We start from the raw sequence: 19,612 nt of genomic DNA, 5'->3' as shown, positions 1-19,612 counted from the left end.
TACTATAAATAGGGAAATAACTCGTTAACTTTACTATTGCCCTTAATCTATTGCTAGAAAAGACCGATGAAATATGTAAAAAAGCATGCGTAATGTACGAAAAACTACCAAAAATAAGAAAATAGAGCTAAATTTGTGAAGTTGCTCAATTTTTTCTGGTAATTCTTGACGTATTAGGGCATCATCCGCGCCCTGAGTTAATCATCTTCTACTATATTAATTAATGAAGTGATAAACCGTCCTGTCCCGAGTGCTTGTGTGTGTGTATGGAACTTGCTGAGCAAATGGGACCTTTTTTATATGTTTAATTATTGGGATCCCAATGTCAGAAACTATTACTGAATTCCGCCAACTGGCTTTAGAAGAAACTTTATTATCTGCACTTGACGAAATGGGCTTTATTGCACCAACGCCTATCCAAGCAGAATCAATTCCTCTATTGTTAGCTGGACGTGATGCACTTGGTAAAGCTCAAACAGGTACTGGTAAAACAGCTGCTTTCTCTTTACCTCTTCTAAATAAAATCAACCTTAAGCAACATAACCCACAAGCAATCATCATGGCTCCAACGCGTGAACTTGCTATTCAGGTTGCTGCTGAAGTTAAAAACCTTGGTCGTAACATCAATGGCCTTAAAGTTTTAGAGATCTACGGTGGTGCATCTATCGTTGATCAAATGCGTGCTCTAAGCCGCGGTGCTCATATCATCGTTGGTACTCCTGGCCGTGTTAAAGATTTACTTAACCGTGACCGTCTAAATCTAGGCGAAGTTCATACGTTCATCCTAGATGAAGCTGATGAAATGCTAAAAATGGGTTTTGTTGATGATGTAACTTGGATTCTTGAAAAAGCGCCAGAAACAGCTCAACGTATCCTGTTCTCAGCTACTATGCCTCCAATGGTTAAGACTATTGTTGACCGTTACTTACGTGATCCTGCTCGTGTTGATGTTGCTGGTACTAACAATACTGTTGAACAAGTAACTCAAAACTTCTGGATTGTTAAAGGCGTAGAAAAAGACGAAGCAATGTCTCGTCTTCTTGAAACTGAAGAAACTGATGCATCAATCGTATTCGTTCGTACTCGTCAAGATACAGAGCGTCTAGCTGATTGGTTATCTGCTCGTGGCTTTAAAGCTGCTGCATTGCACGGTGATATTCCTCAGTCTCTACGTGAGCGTACTGTAGATCACATTAAACGTGGTGTTATCGATATCCTAGTTGCAACTGACGTTGTTGCTCGTGGTCTTGATGTTCCTCGTATTACACACGTATTTAACTACGACATCCCATTCGATGTTGAATCTTACATCCACCGTATCGGCCGTACTGGTCGTGCTGGACGTAAAGGTAAAGCGATTCTTTTAGTTCGCACAAACCAAATTCGTATGCTTCGTACGATTGAGCGTGTAACTAAATCTTCAATGATCGAAATTGAATTGCCACATCGTGATCAAGTTGCAGAAGCTCGTCTAGCGGTTCTTGGTGCTGAATTAGCAGCAGATAAAGAATTCGTTGCATTAGAAGCATTCTCTGACTTAATTACTAAGCTTCAAGAAACACTAGAAGTTGATGCAGCAACAATTGCAGCAATGCTTCTTAAGCGTCAACAAGGTAAGCGTCCTTTATTCTATAAAGGTCCAGATCCTATGATCGCAGCAATGGACCGTGCTAAACGTCGTCCAGAGCGTAGTGATCGTGGTGACCGTCCTGATCGTGGCGAGCGTCGTGATCGTGGTGACCGTGGTGACCGTCCAGAGCGTGGCGAACGTCGTCAATACAACAATGACGATTTCGATACGTACCAATTAGAAGTTGGTCGTGAGCAAGGTGTTCAAGTTAAAGACATCGTAGGTGCTCTAGCTAACGAACTTGGCTTCACTAAAGGTGCTATCGGTGCAATCAAACTTGCTCCGGGTCACACATACGTACAGTTACCTAAGAAAATGTCTGCAGACGTTGCAAGCAAACTTAAGCAACTACGTATTCGTCAAAACGAAGTTAAAGCGGTTGTTGTTGAAGGCGTAGACCTAACAATTGATCGTCGTCCTCGTTCTGGTGGTGCTGACGAAAACCGTGGTGGAAATAGCCGTGGTGGTTACCGTGGTAATCGTGAAGGCGGTAACCGTGAAGGTAACCGTGGTGGCGAACGTCGTTTTGACCGCAACAAAGGTGGCGACCACCGTGGCAGTCACCGTGGCGAGCGTGCTCCAGGCGCAAGCCGTGCTCCACGCACACCTCGTGAAGACTAATCAATAAGATTCAATAATAAAAACCGAGCTCATGTAGCTCGGTTTTTTTATGCCTGTTATTTGTGTTTTATGTGCATTTATTTATTTCTGTTTTTATTGAATAGTGGTATTTTCTGATAATCGCAATATGGATAATCTCGTTTGCGATGACTATTATTTTATTAGTTAATGGATAACTATAATGAACAATGAAATTCGATTACGAGCACTTGAACAAACTGATTTGCGTTTTATTCATCAGTTAAATAATAACAGATCGATAATGTCTTACTGGTTTGAAGAACCTTACGAGTCTTATTATGAGCTTGAAGATTTATTTCGTAAACATATTCATGACAGTACAGAGCGCCGTTTTATTGCTGAAAATAATGACCAACAGTCTATTGGTTTAGTTGAATTGGTTGAAATTAATAGCATTCACCGCAGTGCTGAGTTCCAAATTATTATAGCTCCTGATTTTCAGGGTAATGGTTATGCAAGAGGCCTCATCCATCGTGCTTTAAACTATGCATTTACAATCTTGAATCTTCATAAGGTATATCTGCATGTTGCTGTTAATAATGATAAAGCGATTCACTTATATGAAAAATGTGGGTTTGCTGAAGAAGGGCATTTAGTTCAAGAGATTTTTGTTAATGGGGAGTATTGCGATATTAAGCGTATGTATATTCTTCAAGATCATTATTTAGAAAGCAGAAAATAAGATAGGTTGTAGTAACAATTCTAAATTGAATACAATAAATCGTGTCACATTTTATTAGTAAATGGACTTCTACTCTAAGGAGTCCTTTCATTCTCTAGCCTATTGTCCTATGTTGGTATTTCTTTATGAAAATCGACTTTTTAGTTGGTTTGATATTTGTTATTCTCATAATAATAGAGACTTTTAGTTTAAAAAATATATTTAGGGATAAAAAGAGATGCCAGCGTTATCAGTTTTATTGATGGATAGCTTTAATTACTTCAAAAAGCATATTGTCGCTTTTTGTATTCTTGTTCTACCATTTGCCTTGCTTACAAATGGGATTGCATTGAGCTTTAACGAAGAGGATGGTTCAGGTAAATTTTTACTTTACATGCTATTTATCTTAACTATTTATCCATTTTATAAAGGTGCAATTCTTTACTATATTGCTTATTCGTTTGATGGACGTCGTGTACCATTTAGTCAGCTATATCAAATCCCTGCAACAACGTGGTTTTCATTTGTATTGATGAATATTATTTTGGGAGCCGCTGTTTTAACTGGTTTTATAGCGTTAATTTTACCGGGCTTATATTTAATGGCTCGTTTTTCTTTTACCGAGATTTATTGCGTTCTTTATAAAGAAAAAGCCTTAGATGCAATTAAATTAGGTTGGAATGAAACAAAAGACAATTATTGGATCCTGTTTAAAGGGTTAGTTATTATTTTTGGTTTTACAACCGGGTTGATGTGGGTAATTGAAGCGAGTTTTACTTCTATTGGTCTTGAATCTACCGCCTTATCTTTCTTTTTCTCAGTGTGTGAAGTGGTTTTATCGATGATGAATACTATCTTCATGTTTAGAGTATTTACTGTTAAAGAAAAACGACTGGAAGAAATTCAAAAAATTGACTAAACCTTACTGAATAAGTTAATCACGTAAAAAAGCTCAGAAGTGATTCTGAGCTTTTTTATTGTGTATGAATGGTGTCATGACATAGAGTAAGGCTATGATATTGATGTTTTATCTTTTTCCCAATATGCAAAAAGGCGAGATAGACTAAAGCAAAGAATAAAATAGCAGAGTGCCACAATAATCCAAATTTCAAATATCATTCCGCTAGAGTTTGCAATCTCGGTACCAACAAAGGTGAGTTCTTGTATTGATATTAAAGAGATAATTGACGAATCTTTAACTAAAGAAATACATTGACCAGCCAAAGAAGGAATAATTATTTTAAACACTTGAGGAGCAATGATATAACGGTAGCGGTCCCAAGTAGATAGCCCTAAGCTTCTTGCTGCTTCATGTTGCCCTTGTGGAATAGTATCAAGGCCAGAACGCACCACTTCACCTATATAGGCCGCAGAAATCATTCCTATGCAAAGTACCCCTGCAATTAAATTTTCCCATAAATTGGCAGAACCAAATAGAAAGTATTGCACTGCATTAATATCGCCATTGTGGTCTCGAAGCAATGACTCAAGACCAAATAGGGGAACGAGTTGATTGGCAATGAAGAAGTAAAAGATAAAAATAAACACTAACGGTGGAATATTACGAATAAGCTGAATATAACTGTTTGATATCGCTCTAAAGATAGCAAGAGGTGAACGGCGACCTAAGCCCAGTAGAATACCGAACACCAAAGCAAAGAGCATTCCCCAAAACGTTAGACGTAGTGTTGAGAATATACCATCGAAAAAATAGGGCAGGGAACCGTCGGCTTTACGTGTAAAAAGAAGATCAAGAGCGCGAGACCATTGCCAATGATAAGCAAGGCTACCGCTCTCTTTCACACATAACCAAGTAATAAAACTGACGATAATCGCCAGCAATATTAAATCTAATCGATTTAGTTTTAAAAATACTCTTTGCTGCATTATGTTTAGTTCGCTGTTTGTGATTGCCAATCTAGGCTAGTAAACCAATAATCATAGCGGTCTTGTAACCAACCATCGGCAGTACGAGCTTCAATCCATTCGTCAAAATAGGCTTTCTTATCGTCTTCGCCTAAACGAACAGCAAAGGCTTCATTTCCTTGAGACAAACGTTCTTTGAAAGGAAGGTATAAGATATCCGAGTATTTGATGGTATCGAACTCTGGTTTTGGAGTAGAAGCGGCAACCGCATGAGCATTGCCGTTTAATACTTCTTGGAATGCTTGTGCATCGTCATCAAACTGAAGAACCTTTGCTTTTGGGAAGTGTTCTTTAATTGCCGCTACAGTAATAGAACCACGGCGTGCAGCAAATTTCACACGACGAGAGTTGAATTGCTCACGCGTAAAGCCTTCCGTCATTTTTTTATTTGCAGCAACTTGAACGCCAGAATGAGAATAAGGAATAGTAAATAAAACACTTTTAGAACGTTCATCAGTAATCGTTAAACCACCGATGATGACATCAAATTTTCCTGAAATAAGAGACGGAATAATGCCATCCCAAGCGGTTGGAATAAATTCAATTTTTAAACCAGAATCTTTTGCTAAACGCTTGGCTACATCTACTTCAAAGCCAATAAGTTCCCCTTGTTTGTCTCTCATTGCCCAAGGTACGAAAGTACTTAAGCCGACTTTAAGCGTACCTCTGTCTTTGATTTTATCAACATTTGACGTGCTATCTGATGAGGTAGTCGAAAATACTGAGCTACTAAACAGCAGGCTCAAGCTAAGAAATGACAGTAGTAATTGCTTCATGCGTATGTTTCTCCCTTAATGTGCATTATGCATTCGATGTTCTAACCAGGCTGATAGCCCAGAAAGTGTTAATGTGATAACTAAATAGATAGCCGCGACACTAAACCAAATTTCAAATGGCATCGCTGTATCTGAGACAATATTTCGTCCCTCAGTGGTTAAATCAAAAATAGCCATCACACTGACTATAGAAGAGTTTTTTACTAAAGAAACTAATTCGTTAGTTAAAGATGGAAGTGTATTTCGGATCACTTGAGGCAATACCACATATCGATAGCTATTGAATGGCGATAAACCTAAAGTGTTGCAGGCCTCTAGTTGCCCTTTTGGGAGGTTTACTAGACCGGAACGTAATATTTCAGCGGTATAGGCACCTTGAAATAAAGCCAAAGCAAGAATTGCCGTTGTCGTTCTATCTAGCCCTAAAAATGGGCCGAATACAAAGTACAAAAGATAAATTTGCACTAATAGCGGCGTATTTCTAATTAATTCAATGTAAAACGTAGCGATGCTGCGGCCCACGATAGAATCGGATAAGCGCAGTAGTGCGGTAATGAGAGCAATGAAAAGAGTTGCAATGGCACTAATCGCTGAGATATTGAGAGTGACTAATAACCCTTCGATAAGTTCGGCAGGGAACCACTCTCCATCTTCATAGAAAAATAGATAATCAGGAACGCGATCCCATTGCCATTGATAGTTCATGGCTTGTGCACCGCTGTCTAATATCCAATAAAGAGCAATGCCCAATAAAGTAATTTGCAGTAGTGCTGAAAAAATAGGGGATAAAACAGTTATCAAACGGCGCATAATATTAATAGCTTAAAATTTGATTTAAAAAATGTTGAGTTCGTTGATGTTGTGGGTTTTCAAAGAATTGTTGAGGTTTTGCAATTTCAACGATTTCTCCTTCATCCATAAATACGACTCGATCAGCCACTTTTTTAGCAAAGCCCATCTCATGAGTTACGCATACCATTGTCATTCCATCTTTAGCAAGGTCTGACATAACATCTAACACTTCACTGATCATTTCAGGGTCAAGTGCGGATGTCGGCTCATCAAAAAGCAAAACCTGAGGTTCCATACAAAGTGAGCGAGCAATAGCAACACGCTGCTGTTGTCCACCAGAAAGTTGAGATGGGTACTTATCTGCTTGCTCAGCAATGTTTACTCGGTGTAAATAAGTTAACGCACGTTGGTGTGCTTCTTTTTTTGACAGTTTTAAGGTTTTCATCGGAGCAAGGGTTAGATTTTCTAATACCGTGAGATGCGGAAATAAATTGAAGTGTTGAAAAACCATACCTACTTGTCCCTTCATTAATTGTTTAGAAGAGAGAGGTTGATTAAAAAGAGTAAGAGTCCCGTTTTGGGTTGATTCTAGTGTGTTAATACAGCGAATTAATGTTGATTTTCCAGAGCCTGATGGACCACAAATAACCACCTTTTCTCCTTCTGAGATAGAGAGGTTAATGTTTTTTAAGGCATGAAATTGGCCGTAATATTTATCCACTTTTTCAAAACTAATGATATTGGTTTTTTTAGTATTATTATTAGTCACAATACATCCTCGTACTTAGTTACTAAACTTACTGTAACATATTCATAAAGCTAGAAAAGTGATTATTAATGAGTTGGTTTATTTTTAAGCTAAATTTGTGCTTATGTGTGGTTAAAGTCAAATAAGGGGTGAGATAGATATTTATATTAAATTAACCGTTGCACAACATCACAAGACACGTTACGTTAACAGTATGGAGAATAAACATGCAATATATAGAGTATATGTTGCATAAATAGATGGAAGCATAAAGATGTATCAAACTGATGATGTACGAATTAACAAAGTAAAAGAACTATTACCGCCTGTCGCTGTTTTAGAAAAATTTCCAGCTACTGAGGTTGCGGCAAAAACCGTATTTCAATCTCGTCAAGCTATCCATAATATTTTACAAGGTGATGATGATCGTCTTCTTGTTATCATTGGTCCATGTTCAATTCATGACACTAAAGCAGCATTAGAGTATGGTACAAAACTTAATACATTACGTAATGAGTTAGGTGATCGTCTTGAAGTTGTTATGCGTGTATATTTTGAAAAACCACGCACAACGGTTGGTTGGAAAGGTTTGATTAATGACCCGTATATGGACGATTCATTTAAATTAAATGATGGCTTGCGTATGGGCCGTAAATTGCTTCTTGATCTGACAGATATGGGTCTACCAACGGCTGGTGAATTCTTAGATATGATCACACCCCAATACATGGGCGATCTAATCAGCTGGGGTGCGATTGGCGCTCGTACTACAGAATCACAAGTTCACCGTGAATTATCTTCAGGTTTATCTTGTCCTGTAGGATTTAAGAACGGAACAGATGGTAATATTAAGATTGCAACGGACGCGATTCGTTCAGCAGGTTCTTCGCACCATTTCTTATCTGTGACTAAATACGGTCACTCTGCAATTATTGAAACGGCAGGTAACCCTGATTGTCATATCATCCTTCGTGGTGGTAAAGAGCCAAACTACAGTGCAGAACATGTTAAACCAGTGAAAGAGCAACTTGCCGCTTCTGGATTACCAGAGAAAGTGATGATTGATTTTAGTCACGCAAATAGCTCAAAAGACTTTAAACGTCAGGTAATTGTTTCTGATGACGTATGTGGTCAAATTTCGGGCGGTGAAGATGCTGTATTTGGTGTGATGATTGAGAGCCACCTAGTTGAAGGTCGCCAAGATCTTGTTAATGGCAAAGCTGAAACTTACGGCCAATCAATTACAGATGCGTGTATTGGTTGGGATGATACTGAAAAAGTACTTCGTCAGCTAGCAGACGCAGTAAGCGCTCGTCGAAATAAATAATAATACCAACGTGCTATTAACAAAAAACGCCAGTGACGTAATGTGACTGGCGTTTTTCTTTTATCCTATTGTAGAGTGGTTATCCTTGTCCTTTTGCCATCGTAACCGTTCGTTTTAGTGTCCAACGTAATAGAACAGGGATGCTTTCAGGCCCTAATTCTTCGCTGTGTTGCACTATCGCTAACGCTAGATCGGGTTTAGCGAATTTCTTTAGTGCTTTCATAATGATTTTTTTTGGTGGTACGGGTTGATCTTTTGTTATGTTAGTTAGGGATCTAAATAACGCCTCAAATCCATTATGATAAAGGTAATGTTCAATATCTTTATGAGGCAATTCCGTTAGTCTATGACGTTCATGTTCATTATCGAGCTGATTTTTTACTATAAATGCGTATTTTTTACCTGCAGGATCGCCATCTGTGACGACATGCCATTCAATATGGAGAGCCTTGGCTATTTTGATTAGTGATTTTAAACCCGATTGAGCAAATTCAATGATTTGTACGCCTTCTGCAGCAAGGTTATAACCAAGCATTCGCGCCATTTCATTAAATAACCACACCTCAGTTTCTCCCTCAACAAGTAACCAACAACGTGCAAATAAAGCATTGGTTCTTTGAAAGCGAATGTGAAATGTAATTCTACGTAAGTCATCTCGAGATAAACTGGTTGGTGAGACTGAATAACAAGACGTCGAATCAGATTCTCTTACTAGACGGCGTATAGAACACAATGGAACGGCACTCAGTAATTCACTGCTATTTGTGGTGAGTATTTTTTGCATCGGTATATGGTTGAGTAAAGACCATGCTTGAATCAATTGTGTTGGGTGTAAACGGCCTTCAGGATCTTCAATGATCATTAATGGTCTAGCGGATTTTTTTAATGTATTTGGCCCTTTTGCTCTTAAATAGGTATTTAATAACCCAAGCAAAAGTAGTTTGGTTTGTTTGTTTTTATTTTGGTTAATAAATTGGGATAAAGAGACGCCATCGGTTTTCTGACCAAAAAAGAGGTCATCATGAATTCTATGAGTGGTATTTCTTTTATGATGTTTAAAAGCAAAGTAATGCTCGACCAATGATTGCATTGAATGGAGAGCACTTTTTATTTCACCACTATTTACTTGCCCTGGCGCTGTCATTAAACGGCGACAGGTGTTATTTATTCGTCTCTCAACTCTATCATTCGGAAGTGATTCAATCATTTCCTCGAAGTTAAGACGTCGAGAATCTCTAATCCGAATTACTGGATGGAGTCGCATTAATTCAGTGATGAGATATTCAATTTTATGATAACGGAGAATCTCTCCATCACTGCTTAAGAATGAACTAGATGACGTTATTTTTCCCTCATTATTTGTTGCACTAATACGATAATAAATTCGTTGATAGTCATCATCGGCAGAGCTTTGCCATAAGCTTGATAGTTTTCTATAACGACCAGCCTTGTGTTCATTTTTTTCAGTGGTTTTCCAGCTAATGATGATTTGAATATGTTGGTCTTGAGTATAAGAAATAGAGTGATCTTGGTGGAAGTCTTTTAGAGTAAATTGATGAAGCTCACCAGAAACAGGGAGCGCAATTGATAAAGCATCAAGCAATGATGACTTACCCCACGTATTTTCACCAATTAACGTTGTTAATTGTTCAAAAGAAAGGGATAAGCGCTTAATACCTCTAAATCCTGACACTTCTATTCGTTCTAAGAGCATAATACTTCCTCATTAGAGACACTTATTATAAATAACTATATAGCAACTAAATTAAGTAAAGCATTGTAGGAGTCACATTTATCAATGATTCTCTTATTAAGACATGTCGTTTGAAATGTAAATACTTCGTAAAATCGAACCCTATTAATGAGTTAACTGATAATGAATTCGTTTTAGGTACCGTTTAATAACTTGTTTGATGTGGTTTTAGTTGTAGTTTACTGGTATCGTTTTCAACGTTATATTTGTTTGCTCTAGGAAGGAAAGAGACAATGAAAAACCAAAAGAGCAATAGATTGAGAGTAATGCATATCAATGACACCCATTCTTATTTTGATGAATCAGTAATAGCATTGAACAGTGATGGTTTAGATAAATTTTATATCAAATGTGGTGGTTTTTCTCGTTTATCTCATCAAATTACACTTCTTTCAGAAGAACAAAAACAGCAAGAAGGTGAGGTTGCGTTATTCCATGCTGGAGACTGTTTTCAAGGAACCTTATATTTCTCCTTGTATAAGGGAAAAGCTAATGCTGATTTGCTTAACCAACTTCCTCTCGATGGTATGGTACTAGGTAATCACGAATTTGACTTAGGCAATGATTTGGTCAGTGACTTTATTGCAAATACACAATTTCCTATTTTAATGGGAAACTGGGATCTAAGCCAAGAAGAAGAATCTAAAGGTCATGGCTTAAAACACCAAGAACGGATTTTAGATTTTGATGCAGAGTTACGAATCGCTAATTACATGATTAAAAAAATTGGTTCTGTGGATGTCGCTATTTTTGGCTTAACGATTGATCAAATGGAAGTGCTTGCAAGCCCAGATCCAGATACTCCATTTATGAACGCAGTAGAAACAGCAAAAAATACAATGGCATATCTAGCCGGGAAAGGTATAAATAATGCTATTGTTATCAGCCACCTAGGTTATGAGTCGGATAAAAAATTAGCAATGTCGGTTGATGGAATTGATCTTATCATAGGTGGCCATAGTCATGTTCTTCAAGGAGATTTTACGGAGATAGGTTTAGAAGAGCGGGATAACTACGGTGAAAACATTAATGATACCTATATTGTTCAAGCTGGGTGCCATGCATTAGCTCTAGGATATTGTGATTTAGACTATACAGATGATGGGCAGCTGATTTCTTTTAACGGGAAAAATATTCTTCTGCTAGATGATCTAGCCTATAAAGATAAGGCCTGTTCTCAATTGGTTGAAGAACCTGAATTATCTAAAGTTATTGATAAACTTAACTCTTTTGAATATGCGGTTTTCTGTCAAAAAGATCCGAAGATAGAAACGTTACTTATTACTAAATACAGAAAAGAAGTAGAGCGTTTATCTCAGCAAGTGATTGGCTACAGTATTGAAGATTTATCTCACCGTAGGATCCCAGATGAAAAAGGACAAAGTGATATAGCACCTTGGGTTGTAGAGTCTTTTTACTCCAAAGCGCATCAAATTGATAATCGAGTTCAATTTGCTATGCATAATGCCGGAGGAGTAAGATCCGGGCTTAATCAAGGCGACATTACCTATGCAGACATTGCCGGAAAAGTATTGCCATTCGCGATCCCAATAGTCATTTATAGCCTTAAAGGAAAATATTTAAAGGCGGCGATAGAAGGGGCGATTGATAACGCAACAGATAATGGGGTCATTGGCAGTGGCTCAGGCAGTTTTCCCTACGTATCTCAACTGCGTTATTGTTATGAAGCTTCGAAACCAAGTGGTCAACGTATCACAGAACTTAGTATTTATAGCTCGATAATGGGGTGGCTACCTGTCATTGATGAACAAATATATTATGGAACGTCAACAGCCTATACCATTAAAGGAAAGGAAGGGTATGCCCCTTTAACTCATCGTGAAGAGATGCTGATAACGACCCCTTTTTCGATGGCAGATTGCTTTATTGATTATTTAACGCATTATCCTAATTTAGCCAAACCAACAGAGTGCTTGAATAAATATAAGCGAAATGAAGCGGTGATCTTCTAGTTGGCATAAAATTTGCTAAATCTTGTATGGATTGTTAATTAAGTTAATAGGTTAGTTATGAGTAGTGATTGGTCTGATCGACTTTTAGTCGTGATTTGGTTTTTTGCTTGGGCTGTTATTGCATATTTTGTTCAGTTTTCTGGATAACAAAAAGCTCTCTGATTAGTTAGAGAGCTTGTTATATTATGCTGAATATAGCAATAGTAAAACTTATCTTACTTTTTTGTTAGTGGGTTATATTAAAAAGTTATATGCAGATCTCTAGTGTTAAATATATGTTATTTTGGTTTTTTATTCACCTCGTGTAGCGCTATATGAATAGATAGTTATTTAATTTGCTTAAAGTAAAGCGAAGCATTAGCATTAGAAAAACTAATGTTAGTTTGGAGAAAAAGTCATTTTTTGAGCCGTAAATTTAGTTTTATTATCTCGGCATCAAACATTAAATGACTTTTTAAGTGAGGCAATCATGGCACAAGCAGCAATGAACGTTAATAACATCGCTACTTCTTCTTTGGAAAAGAAGGCCTATTCAGTAACTATCAAAGGATTGATTGCTCATTTTGTTGATGTTTTATTTGGTAAAGGCCAAGTAAATTCGACATATTACTCTTCAGAATTATCAGAACATTTACAAAAAGATCTAGGTCTATATCGTTAAGTGTTTATAAAGTAAAAGCCAGCATTTATGCTGGCTTTTTTTATGATTACGACATTTTAGTAAATACACACTTTATTTTTTCCTGAGCGTTTTGCTTGATATAGTGCTTTATCAGCTCGCAAGAATGTCGCTTTGTAATCTTCATTTTTTATGCTTTTCGTTAGGCCGATGCTTATTGTTAACATTCGGTCATTCAGCGTATTTTTCCAATTATAATCGGCAATGGCAACTCGACAGAATTCAGCAATTTCTTTGCCATTTTCGTCATTATTAGAGTCGATAATAATGATAAATTCTTCACCACCATAACGAGCTATATAGTGTGACGGGTCTATACTCTCTTTTAAAATTTGACCAACTATTTTTAAAACCACATCTCCCGTTAAGTGTGAATATTCATCATTTATTGATTTGAAATCATCAATATCAATCACTAATAATTGATATTTTTTAAGAAATGGTTTTATTTCTTTAATGAAGGTCGTTTCAAACCAGCGACGATTAAATAGTTTTGTAAGGCTATCATGAAAGACATCTTGTTGTAGCTTAGCTACAGTGTCTTTTTGCTGGTCAGATACTTTTTTTAATTTGATATTTTCAGATTCAGAAATATTTAAACGTAACTGCAACTCTAAACGAGTTAAACGCCTTAATGACTGGCTACCTAGCTCGTTAATAGGAAAGTTTCTTATTATATTTACAGTCAGTGTGTGTGCTTCTTTTTCGCAATGTAATGCCTCCGAGAAATTGTTACAACTAGCCAGAGCATCACTTTTCACATCAAGTAATTGACGAATATAATAACCTTGTGAATATTTTTGGGTGATTTTTAATTGATGTGAAATTATAACATCAGCCAATTCACCCCGTTGCAGTTGTATTAAGCAATACGCAGTTTCAATTGAAAATAGCTTATTTAACCACGGATAATTATGGATGTTGGATTGCTCTCTGCGAAATGTAACCAATTGATTTAAAGCGCTTTGTGGTGATTTTTTTAATCTTAATAGTTTTGCTGAATACAGCTTAACTTGAGCGATAAGTTGCCAATCATCTGAAACAGATTGAATGAGTTGGCACTCTGCTAATATCTCTTTAGCTTTTGATAAACGGTTTAAATCTAATAGGCATGCAACGGTATAGAGTCTATAACGTAAAGATAGGTTATTGCTTTTAATACTTGAACTAAGCGCGTCTAATTTTTGGTAGTAACGTAAGGCTTTGAGATGGTCGCCATAAATAGAACATAAATTACCGAGACCTAAAATGGACTGAATATAAAATTCATTATCGCCATATTCAACGGCTAATTTGGATAAAGAATATAAATGCTCAAAAGCCTTCTGATATTCTCCGATGTCGGTGTATCGATAGCTAAGTGCCGAGTATATCTTTAACATTAACTCAAAATCTTGCGGTAAAGATAAAAGTAACAAAGCTCGTTGTAAGTGCAAGATACTGTTTTTTATTTGATTAGATTGCACTTCAAATTCAGAACACATCAAAAGAGCATAGGCTTTCTCTGTGTCTGATTGAGCAAAATGTTCAGCTACGAAACACCAAACGGTTAAAGACTGTTGAGGATTTAACTCTATCAGATTGATATTTTCTTCCGCTATGCGAGCTAAAAGGTTATCCATAAGGGGTCTCTATATGCATGTGAGATAAAATAGGGTGGGTTGATATGTCATGCAAACTAAAATTACGGATTGTTGGTACTGATGCATTTAATGAATATCGATACCATGGATAAGAAGTAAATAAAGCAGATAAAGAGTGTGAAATGTCTTTTGTTCTTTGCTCGTTTTCATTAATTAATAGAACGATTTCTGTATTACTTAAACGAGTAATACTATCGCCGTGCTTGCAGTAATGATGACCGAGTAGAAGAAGATTGTTTATTTTGTCTTCAGAAGGATCCATTATCGTTATCAAGTGATAATCACTGTTTAGAGAGTTAGACAATATAGATTGAATATTTTGGGTCCATTTATCTAAAGGCAGTAAATAGGTCAGCGAAGATATGCTGTTAAACTCTAATTGAATTTCGATACGGTTGATTAATTTTTGGGCACGCAAATCTAATTGTTCTTTAGAGCTGCTTGTTTTGTCGCGACCTAAGCAATTTGATTGCTCTTGAAGTAACATTATTTCGTATTGACGATAACGCTTATAGGAATATAACGCGTGTTCATAATCTTTTGTTAGCTCAGCAATTCGTGATTGCTCAAGGCATATTTGAGATCGAAGTTCACCGTTATCAAATTGTTGAGCGATGACTTCAGCGTCTGTTAATAAATCATAAGCATTATCAAAATGCGATTGCGCAGAAGAAATTCGGGCTAAGCTAATTGCCGAATGGGCCTTCATCCAAATAAGATTATGTTGCAGTGCAATTTGATGAGCAAAACTGCAACATTGTAGGGCTGAGTTTAAATCGTTTAAGCCAAGAAAGGCTAGCCCTCTAAAATCATAAATTTCAGCTTTCCAAGTCAGGTTTGTATTATGAGTAAGTAACTGTTCTGCTTTCAATAGTATAGGTAGCATTGCTTGAAAATCATGTAATAAATAATTATCCCATGCTTGTAAAATGTATGCTTTCGCTTCTAAGTGAGAGATCCGATAATAGTTAGCTCTTTGTGCTGCTATTGAATGAGTTGAATTGGCTTCTGAAAGACGATTCGTCATTCGCCAGATGTTACCAAGACCAATAAGAGATTCAATTTCAATCTCGTTATCACCTAATAGAGAAGCCTGCTCTAATGCTCTTATCCAAAATTGCTGAGCTGAAAATAGCTTTGCCTGTCCCCATGAATGAAGAGCTAGCGTGTGTAAAATTGTAGGGAGTAAATCGTCATTTTCAAGCTCTTGATGGAGATGCAATAACTCTTTGGCTATTTTAAAGCCAGCATGGTATTGCATTAAATGCCAATGTGCTGTTGAGATAATGAGTTTTGAGTAGGCAATACCATCTTTGAAATGAATTTTTTCTGAAAGCAATAAAAATTGCTCGGCATCTTGTTTTACTTTTTCTGTATCAACTTCAATGATTAACTCTAATGCTTTGAGTTGGGAGATGATTTGATCTTTCGATTGTTTCACTATGACTCTTCCTTGTTAGTGACATCAATATAATATGGCTAATCTATTGATGTCACGAACTATTTTCTAGATGTGCGATCTAGTTAATAAGAGAAGTGCCGATAAATATTAAAAGAGGGACTATTCGTTTTCAGCGAGGTTAAGTAACGCCATTGCACAACTTACGCTGGTAGCAAGCACATCGATAACCCCTGTTCGTAATGCCCCCATAATAGAGAGTGCCTTACGACTCTCACTTGCCATTGCAATAACATTAGATATTTGGCGTAGGTCTTCCATTTCAAGCCCAATAACTCGGCCACGCATCAGCGTATCTGCGTTTGTTCCGTCTAACTTAAAGAAATCAAAACCACCAATATCACCCACAATGCCATCATTTAAGCGAGCTTCAACAAATTCTTTTGGTGTAAAAAATCCCAGCTTAACCATATGGCTGTTTTCATCCATATCACCAATTCCAACGAGTGCAAATTCCGCTTTACGAGCTTGGTTTAAGGTTTCTTTTATTGTGCTATGTTCCATAAAAGCAGAGCGTAAACTTGGGTCATTAACATAAGCAGGAGCATATAAGGTTTCACTGCTGCCACCGTATTTTTTTGCTAATCTACGACAAATGTGATCAGCATTAATAATGTCACCGCTGCGGTGAGTTCCACCAATAGCAGAAACAAAACGAGCATTACGGTGAGAGACAATACCTGCATGGTCTGCAACCGCAGCCACATTTTGTCCCTGACCTACAGCGACCGCCATGTCGTCTTGTAAGTTATTGTTTAAATAAGAACTGACTAATGCGGCAACTTGTTTACGTTGTTCGTTAGTATTGGGTTGATCTAAGGTAATAAGAGCTCGTTTTAAATTAAACTTCTCAACCAGTTTTTGCTCTAGTTGAGCACTGTAAACGGGATGGAATTTTACTGTTATTTCTACAATGCCTTCTTCTCGTGCTTTTCTTAACATACGACCGACTTTGGCACGAGATAAACCAAATTTCTTTGATATCTCTTCCTGAGTCGCTCCTTCTTGATAATAAAGGATCGCTATTTCAGTGAGCATATCTGTATTTTCGGTTTGATCTTGAGAAGGCAATAGGGTCATAGCTTGTCCTAACTTAATAATTCTGCAAGAGTGATTGGTTTAGAAATCAACCCTAATTTTTGTGCTGGCGTGATGCCAAATTTATCTTGATGGCATAGATTATGCCATGATCTGAATATATCGAGTAGTGGAAGTAAACTCGCTGGACGTAATTTTCGTCTAGGCTCATCAACTAAACTCGTAAATTGGGTATAGAAGCGGTCTTGATAGTCTTTTGCTGTTGTTGCAGAAGCACGTTTTAACCAATAAACCTCATTGTTCTCAGCCCCATTAAGATGGCAGATCCCTTTATGTTGTTCGTTAACTTCAGTAAATGCCCAACGATCACGCCACCAACCAACTAAATGGATATCAATTTTCTTTCCACTCTCTTCAAGAGGAAATGCGCTATCTTGAGTTACGTATAATAAGTCAATGCTATTTTCTTGAATGCGTTTTAAAAAGACAGACATTGCTGCAGAGCGCAGCATGGGTTCTTGTGGCATATAAATTTCAATAGAATCACAATGTGAGAATGCTTGCTGTATTTCTAAAAAATGAGCGTATGAAGTATAAGGAGGTCGAATTATCGCTCCTTTTGATGGGTAATTTAAAGAAACATAATTGCCAAGAGGATCTTCTACATTTGCTCTGGCTAAAATTTCTTGATACTTATTATCTACTCGTTTAAAGATTGAATTTGAAGCGAGTGTTGGCTGTGAGTTAGCCTCACCAATGAAGGTATTAGGTAAGAATTGAGCTTCATCATTAAAAGGGTCGTGATCCGATTGAGTGCCTGGATTATCGCATTCAGAATAATTAATATGCTGAGCGATAACATAACCCGAATTCATTTCCACTGTCGTATACCAAAAAACACCGTTATTACTTAACGGTTGTAATGGGGTGGCATTGGACGCCAGTTGTATTTCTGTTCTGTCGTGCTGCAATCTTGTGTCAAACAAAGACATATGACGGCGACAACGATTAGCGATTTGATTTATATGATCGTAAAAGGTCTTAGGATTTATATGTAATCGTCGGCAAATTTCACGTACCGAATAACCCGTAAATAAAAAACCTAAAATCTTTTGTTGGATGAGACTTTTTTGATTCTCTCCTGACCACTTGTCAACAAAGGTTGATGCACAAGACTTACAACGATAACGTTGACGGTCACCACTGTAACCAAACGCATGGTAAAGTTCGCGATGAGTTAATACATCAAGACCAAGATGGTCGCAGGCAGGGTTATTACAAGAAGGTAACGAGTGAGACTGCACAGTACGCTGACGTGCCAGTTCATTCAATACTTCATTATTATTGATTAAGGGAGGAAAAGCGCCACATTTCCGGCAAACTAATGCAGGTCGCTTAGGGTTAGTACGTTGAACTAAATAATGTTGTTCATCGCTATTACCAAAATTGTCACACGCCAATGTTTTACAAAAATTGAGTTGTAACCCTTTAGCAGCCAACGGCAGTTTTTCGGTCGGCACTAGACACCCCTTATAGATTTTAAGCGCCAGTTTTATATACTGGCGCAAACATGATTACAATTTAATCGCTGTTTCTAATGCAACCGTCATCATGTCATTGAATGATTTTTGACGATCTTCAGAGCTTAGTTTTTCACCACGTTTAATATGGTCTGAAACCGTTAGAATTGTTAGGGCTTTTGCGCCTAAATCAGCGGCTACACCATAAATCCCTGCGGCTTCCATATCAACACCAAGAATGCCTAATTTTTCCATTTTGTCGAACAGATCAGCTTCTGGAGAGTAGAAAAGGTCAGCAGAGAATACATTACCTACTTTTACAGGTACGTTTAACTCACGTGCTTGAGCAACAGCCGTTTCTAACAAACCGAAATCAGCGATAGCTGCGAAGTCGTGGTTGTTGAAACGAATACGGTTTACTTTTGAATCAGTCGATGCACCCATACCAATAACGACGTCCATTAATTTAACGTCATCATGCACTGCGCCACAGCTACCAACACGAATTACGTTTTTCACGCCGAATTCTGCGATTAGCTCATGAACATAGATACAACAAGATGGAATCCCCATGCCGTGACCCATTACCGACACTTTTTTTCCTTTGTAAGTACCAGTGTAACCAAACATATTACGAACATCACATACTTGCGTAACGTCTTCTAAGAAGTTTTCAGCAATGAATTTTGCGCGTAATGGGTCTCCAGGCATTAAAACTGTTTCTGCGAAATCACCAACTTGTGCATTAATGTGTGGGGTAGCCATAATAAGGTCTCCAGTCTAAAAGTTGAAATTAAATTCAGTATAACTAAAATTGTTGAACGGTTTTGTTCGATATGTAGCTATTTTAAGCCTATATTTTAAGGTGTCATGAGATTAATGTCACATTTTCTTGTTGGAACTACATTATTTTCAATATTGATAACTAAAATTGTTGAAAGTGATTGGGCAATCGCAACCTTTTGTAAGTGGTCTTAGCTTTAATACATAGGTTTAGTTTCCTTATCCTTAATTCTCAATTAGATTGAACTTATTACCTTCTAGG

The 19,612-nt window shown here is 37.3% G+C and carries 16 protein-coding genes; 6 read left to right on the top strand and 10 right to left on the bottom strand.

All coding sequences use genetic code 11. The features are described 5' to 3' along the window. Window positions 1-322 precede the first annotated feature (322 nt). The 3 genes from A6E03_RS16720 (at window position 323) to A6E03_RS16710 (ending at window position 3,852) form a co-directional block, all read left to right on the top strand. Complete coding sequence (locus A6E03_RS16720; RefSeq protein ID WP_065601334.1) at window positions 323-2,251, top strand: DEAD/DEAH box helicase; 1,929 nt, start codon at window positions 323-325, stop codon at window positions 2,249-2,251. A 181-nt stretch (window positions 2,252-2,432) separates the two neighbouring features. Further along, window positions 2,433-2,954 (top strand): spermidine N1-acetyltransferase, encoded by a 522-nt coding sequence (speG, locus tag A6E03_RS16715; RefSeq protein WP_065592561.1) that lies wholly within the window; start codon window positions 2,433-2,435, stop codon window positions 2,952-2,954. 217 nt (window positions 2,955-3,171) lie between these two features. After that, window positions 3,172-3,852 (top strand): hypothetical protein, encoded by a 681-nt coding sequence (locus A6E03_RS16710; protein WP_065592560.1) that lies wholly within the window; start codon window positions 3,172-3,174, stop codon window positions 3,850-3,852. A gap of 92 nt (window positions 3,853-3,944) precedes the next feature. Here the strand turns inward: A6E03_RS16710 and A6E03_RS16705 are convergent, their stop codons facing one another. The 4 genes from A6E03_RS16705 to A6E03_RS16690 are packed head-to-tail and all read right to left on the bottom strand — an operon-like array spanning window position 3,945 to window position 7,196. Beyond that, window positions 3,945-4,820: an amino acid ABC transporter permease gene (locus A6E03_RS16705; RefSeq protein ID WP_065592559.1), complete on the bottom strand. Its 876-nt coding sequence runs from the start codon at window positions 4,818-4,820 to the stop codon at window positions 3,945-3,947. Window positions 4,821-4,825: 5 nt separating this feature from the next. After that, window positions 4,826-5,635: a transporter substrate-binding domain-containing protein gene (locus A6E03_RS16700; RefSeq protein ID WP_065601333.1), complete on the bottom strand. Its 810-nt coding sequence runs from the start codon at window positions 5,633-5,635 to the stop codon at window positions 4,826-4,828. 15 nt (window positions 5,636-5,650) lie between these two features. Then, the gene (locus A6E03_RS16695; RefSeq protein WP_065601332.1) at window positions 5,651-6,445 is read right to left on the bottom strand and encodes an amino acid ABC transporter permease; all 795 of its coding nucleotides are present in this window, start codon (window positions 6,443-6,445) and stop codon (window positions 5,651-5,653) included. 4 nt (window positions 6,446-6,449) lie between these two features. Continuing rightward, window positions 6,450-7,196, bottom strand: coding sequence for an amino acid ABC transporter ATP-binding protein (locus tag A6E03_RS16690; protein ID WP_065601331.1), 747 nt, complete (start codon window positions 7,194-7,196; stop codon window positions 6,450-6,452). 253 nt (window positions 7,197-7,449) lie between these two features. Between A6E03_RS16690 and aroG the strand changes: the two genes are divergently transcribed. Continuing rightward, entirely contained in the window at window positions 7,450-8,502 is a 1,053-nt protein-coding gene (aroG, locus tag A6E03_RS16685) for a 3-deoxy-7-phosphoheptulonate synthase AroG (RefSeq protein WP_065592555.1), read from the top strand. A gap of 79 nt (window positions 8,503-8,581) precedes the next feature. On the opposite strand, the gene A6E03_RS16680 is transcribed toward aroG, so the two are convergent. Further along, window positions 8,582-10,216, bottom strand: coding sequence for an ATP-dependent endonuclease (locus A6E03_RS16680; RefSeq protein WP_065601330.1), 1,635 nt, complete (start codon window positions 10,214-10,216; stop codon window positions 8,582-8,584). 272 nt (window positions 10,217-10,488) lie between these two features. Here A6E03_RS16680 and A6E03_RS16675 point away from each other — a divergent pair, with 272 nt between their 5' ends. Together A6E03_RS16675 and A6E03_RS16670 are read left to right on the top strand one after the other, a co-directional pair. After that, on the top strand, window positions 10,489-12,228 hold the full coding sequence (locus A6E03_RS16675; RefSeq protein ID WP_065601329.1) for a bifunctional UDP-sugar hydrolase/5'-nucleotidase: 1,740 nt from the start codon (window positions 10,489-10,491) through the stop codon (window positions 12,226-12,228). Window positions 12,229-12,697: 469 nt separating this feature from the next. Then, a complete protein-coding gene (locus A6E03_RS16670; RefSeq protein ID WP_065592552.1) occupies window positions 12,698-12,889 on the top strand; it encodes a hypothetical protein in 192 nt (63 codons plus the stop codon). A gap of 56 nt (window positions 12,890-12,945) precedes the next feature. Here A6E03_RS16670 and A6E03_RS16665 read toward each other — a convergent pair whose 3' ends face one another. From A6E03_RS16665 to deoD, 5 genes are all read right to left on the bottom strand, one after another. Then, window positions 12,946-14,529: a diguanylate cyclase domain-containing protein gene (locus A6E03_RS16665; RefSeq protein ID WP_065592551.1), complete on the bottom strand. Its 1,584-nt coding sequence runs from the start codon at window positions 14,527-14,529 to the stop codon at window positions 12,946-12,948. After that, window positions 14,522-15,991 (bottom strand): ATP-dependent transcriptional regulator, encoded by a 1,470-nt coding sequence (locus A6E03_RS16660; RefSeq protein ID WP_065592550.1) that lies wholly within the window; start codon window positions 15,989-15,991, stop codon window positions 14,522-14,524. Before A6E03_RS16660 ends, A6E03_RS16665 begins: the two co-directional genes overlap by 8 nt. Window positions 15,992-16,111: 120 nt before the next feature. After that, window positions 16,112-17,089 carry a sugar-binding transcriptional regulator gene (locus tag A6E03_RS16655; RefSeq protein ID WP_065592549.1) on the bottom strand — a complete coding sequence of 326 codons (978 nt, stop codon included), beginning with the start codon at window positions 17,087-17,089 and terminating at the stop codon, window positions 16,112-16,114. An 8-nt stretch (window positions 17,090-17,097) separates the two neighbouring features. Then, a complete protein-coding gene (locus A6E03_RS16650) occupies window positions 17,098-18,567 on the bottom strand; it encodes a lactate dehydrogenase (protein ID WP_065592548.1) in 1,470 nt (489 codons plus the stop codon). A 54-nt stretch (window positions 18,568-18,621) separates the two neighbouring features. Further along, a complete protein-coding gene (deoD, locus tag A6E03_RS16645) occupies window positions 18,622-19,332 on the bottom strand; it encodes a purine-nucleoside phosphorylase (protein WP_065592547.1) in 711 nt (236 codons plus the stop codon). Window positions 19,333-19,612 lie beyond the last annotated feature (280 nt).

The organism is Aliivibrio sp. 1S128 (assembly GCF_001691065.1).
Classification (GTDB): domain Bacteria; phylum Pseudomonadota; class Gammaproteobacteria; order Enterobacterales; family Vibrionaceae; genus Aliivibrio.
The sequence above is the reverse complement of the archived record's forward strand: the minus strand, read 5'-3'. Positions and strand labels throughout refer to the sequence as shown.

Coding starts and splice junctions, on each gene's coding strand:
- A6E03_RS16695 (WP_065601332.1), bottom strand. CDS start 6,445: ATGCGCCGTTTGATAACTGTTTTATCCCCTATTTTTTCAGCACTACTG.
- A6E03_RS16680 (WP_065601330.1), bottom strand. CDS start 10,216: ATGCTCTTAGAACGAATAGAAGTGTCAGGATTTAGAGGTATTAAGCGC.
- A6E03_RS16670 (WP_065592552.1), top strand. CDS start 12,698: ATGGCACAAGCAGCAATGAACGTTAATAACATCGCTACTTCTTCTTTG.
- A6E03_RS16700 (WP_065601333.1), bottom strand. CDS start 5,635: ATGAAGCAATTACTACTGTCATTTCTTAGCTTGAGCCTGCTGTTTAGT.
- A6E03_RS16710 (WP_065592560.1), top strand. CDS start 3,172: ATGCCAGCGTTATCAGTTTTATTGATGGATAGCTTTAATTACTTCAAA.
- speG (WP_065592561.1), top strand. CDS start 2,433: ATGAACAATGAAATTCGATTACGAGCACTTGAACAAACTGATTTGCGT.
- A6E03_RS16675 (WP_065601329.1), top strand. CDS start 10,489: ATGAAAAACCAAAAGAGCAATAGATTGAGAGTAATGCATATCAATGAC.
- aroG (WP_065592555.1), top strand. CDS start 7,450: ATGTATCAAACTGATGATGTACGAATTAACAAAGTAAAAGAACTATTA.
- A6E03_RS16665 (WP_065592551.1), bottom strand. CDS start 14,529: ATGGATAACCTTTTAGCTCGCATAGCGGAAGAAAATATCAATCTGATA.
- A6E03_RS16720 (WP_065601334.1), top strand. CDS start 323: ATGTCAGAAACTATTACTGAATTCCGCCAACTGGCTTTAGAAGAAACT.
- A6E03_RS16705 (WP_065592559.1), bottom strand. CDS start 4,820: ATGCAGCAAAGAGTATTTTTAAAACTAAATCGATTAGATTTAATATTG.
- deoD (WP_065592547.1), bottom strand. CDS start 19,332: ATGGCTACCCCACACATTAATGCACAAGTTGGTGATTTCGCAGAAACA.
- A6E03_RS16655 (WP_065592549.1), bottom strand. CDS start 17,089: ATGACCCTATTGCCTTCTCAAGATCAAACCGAAAATACAGATATGCTC.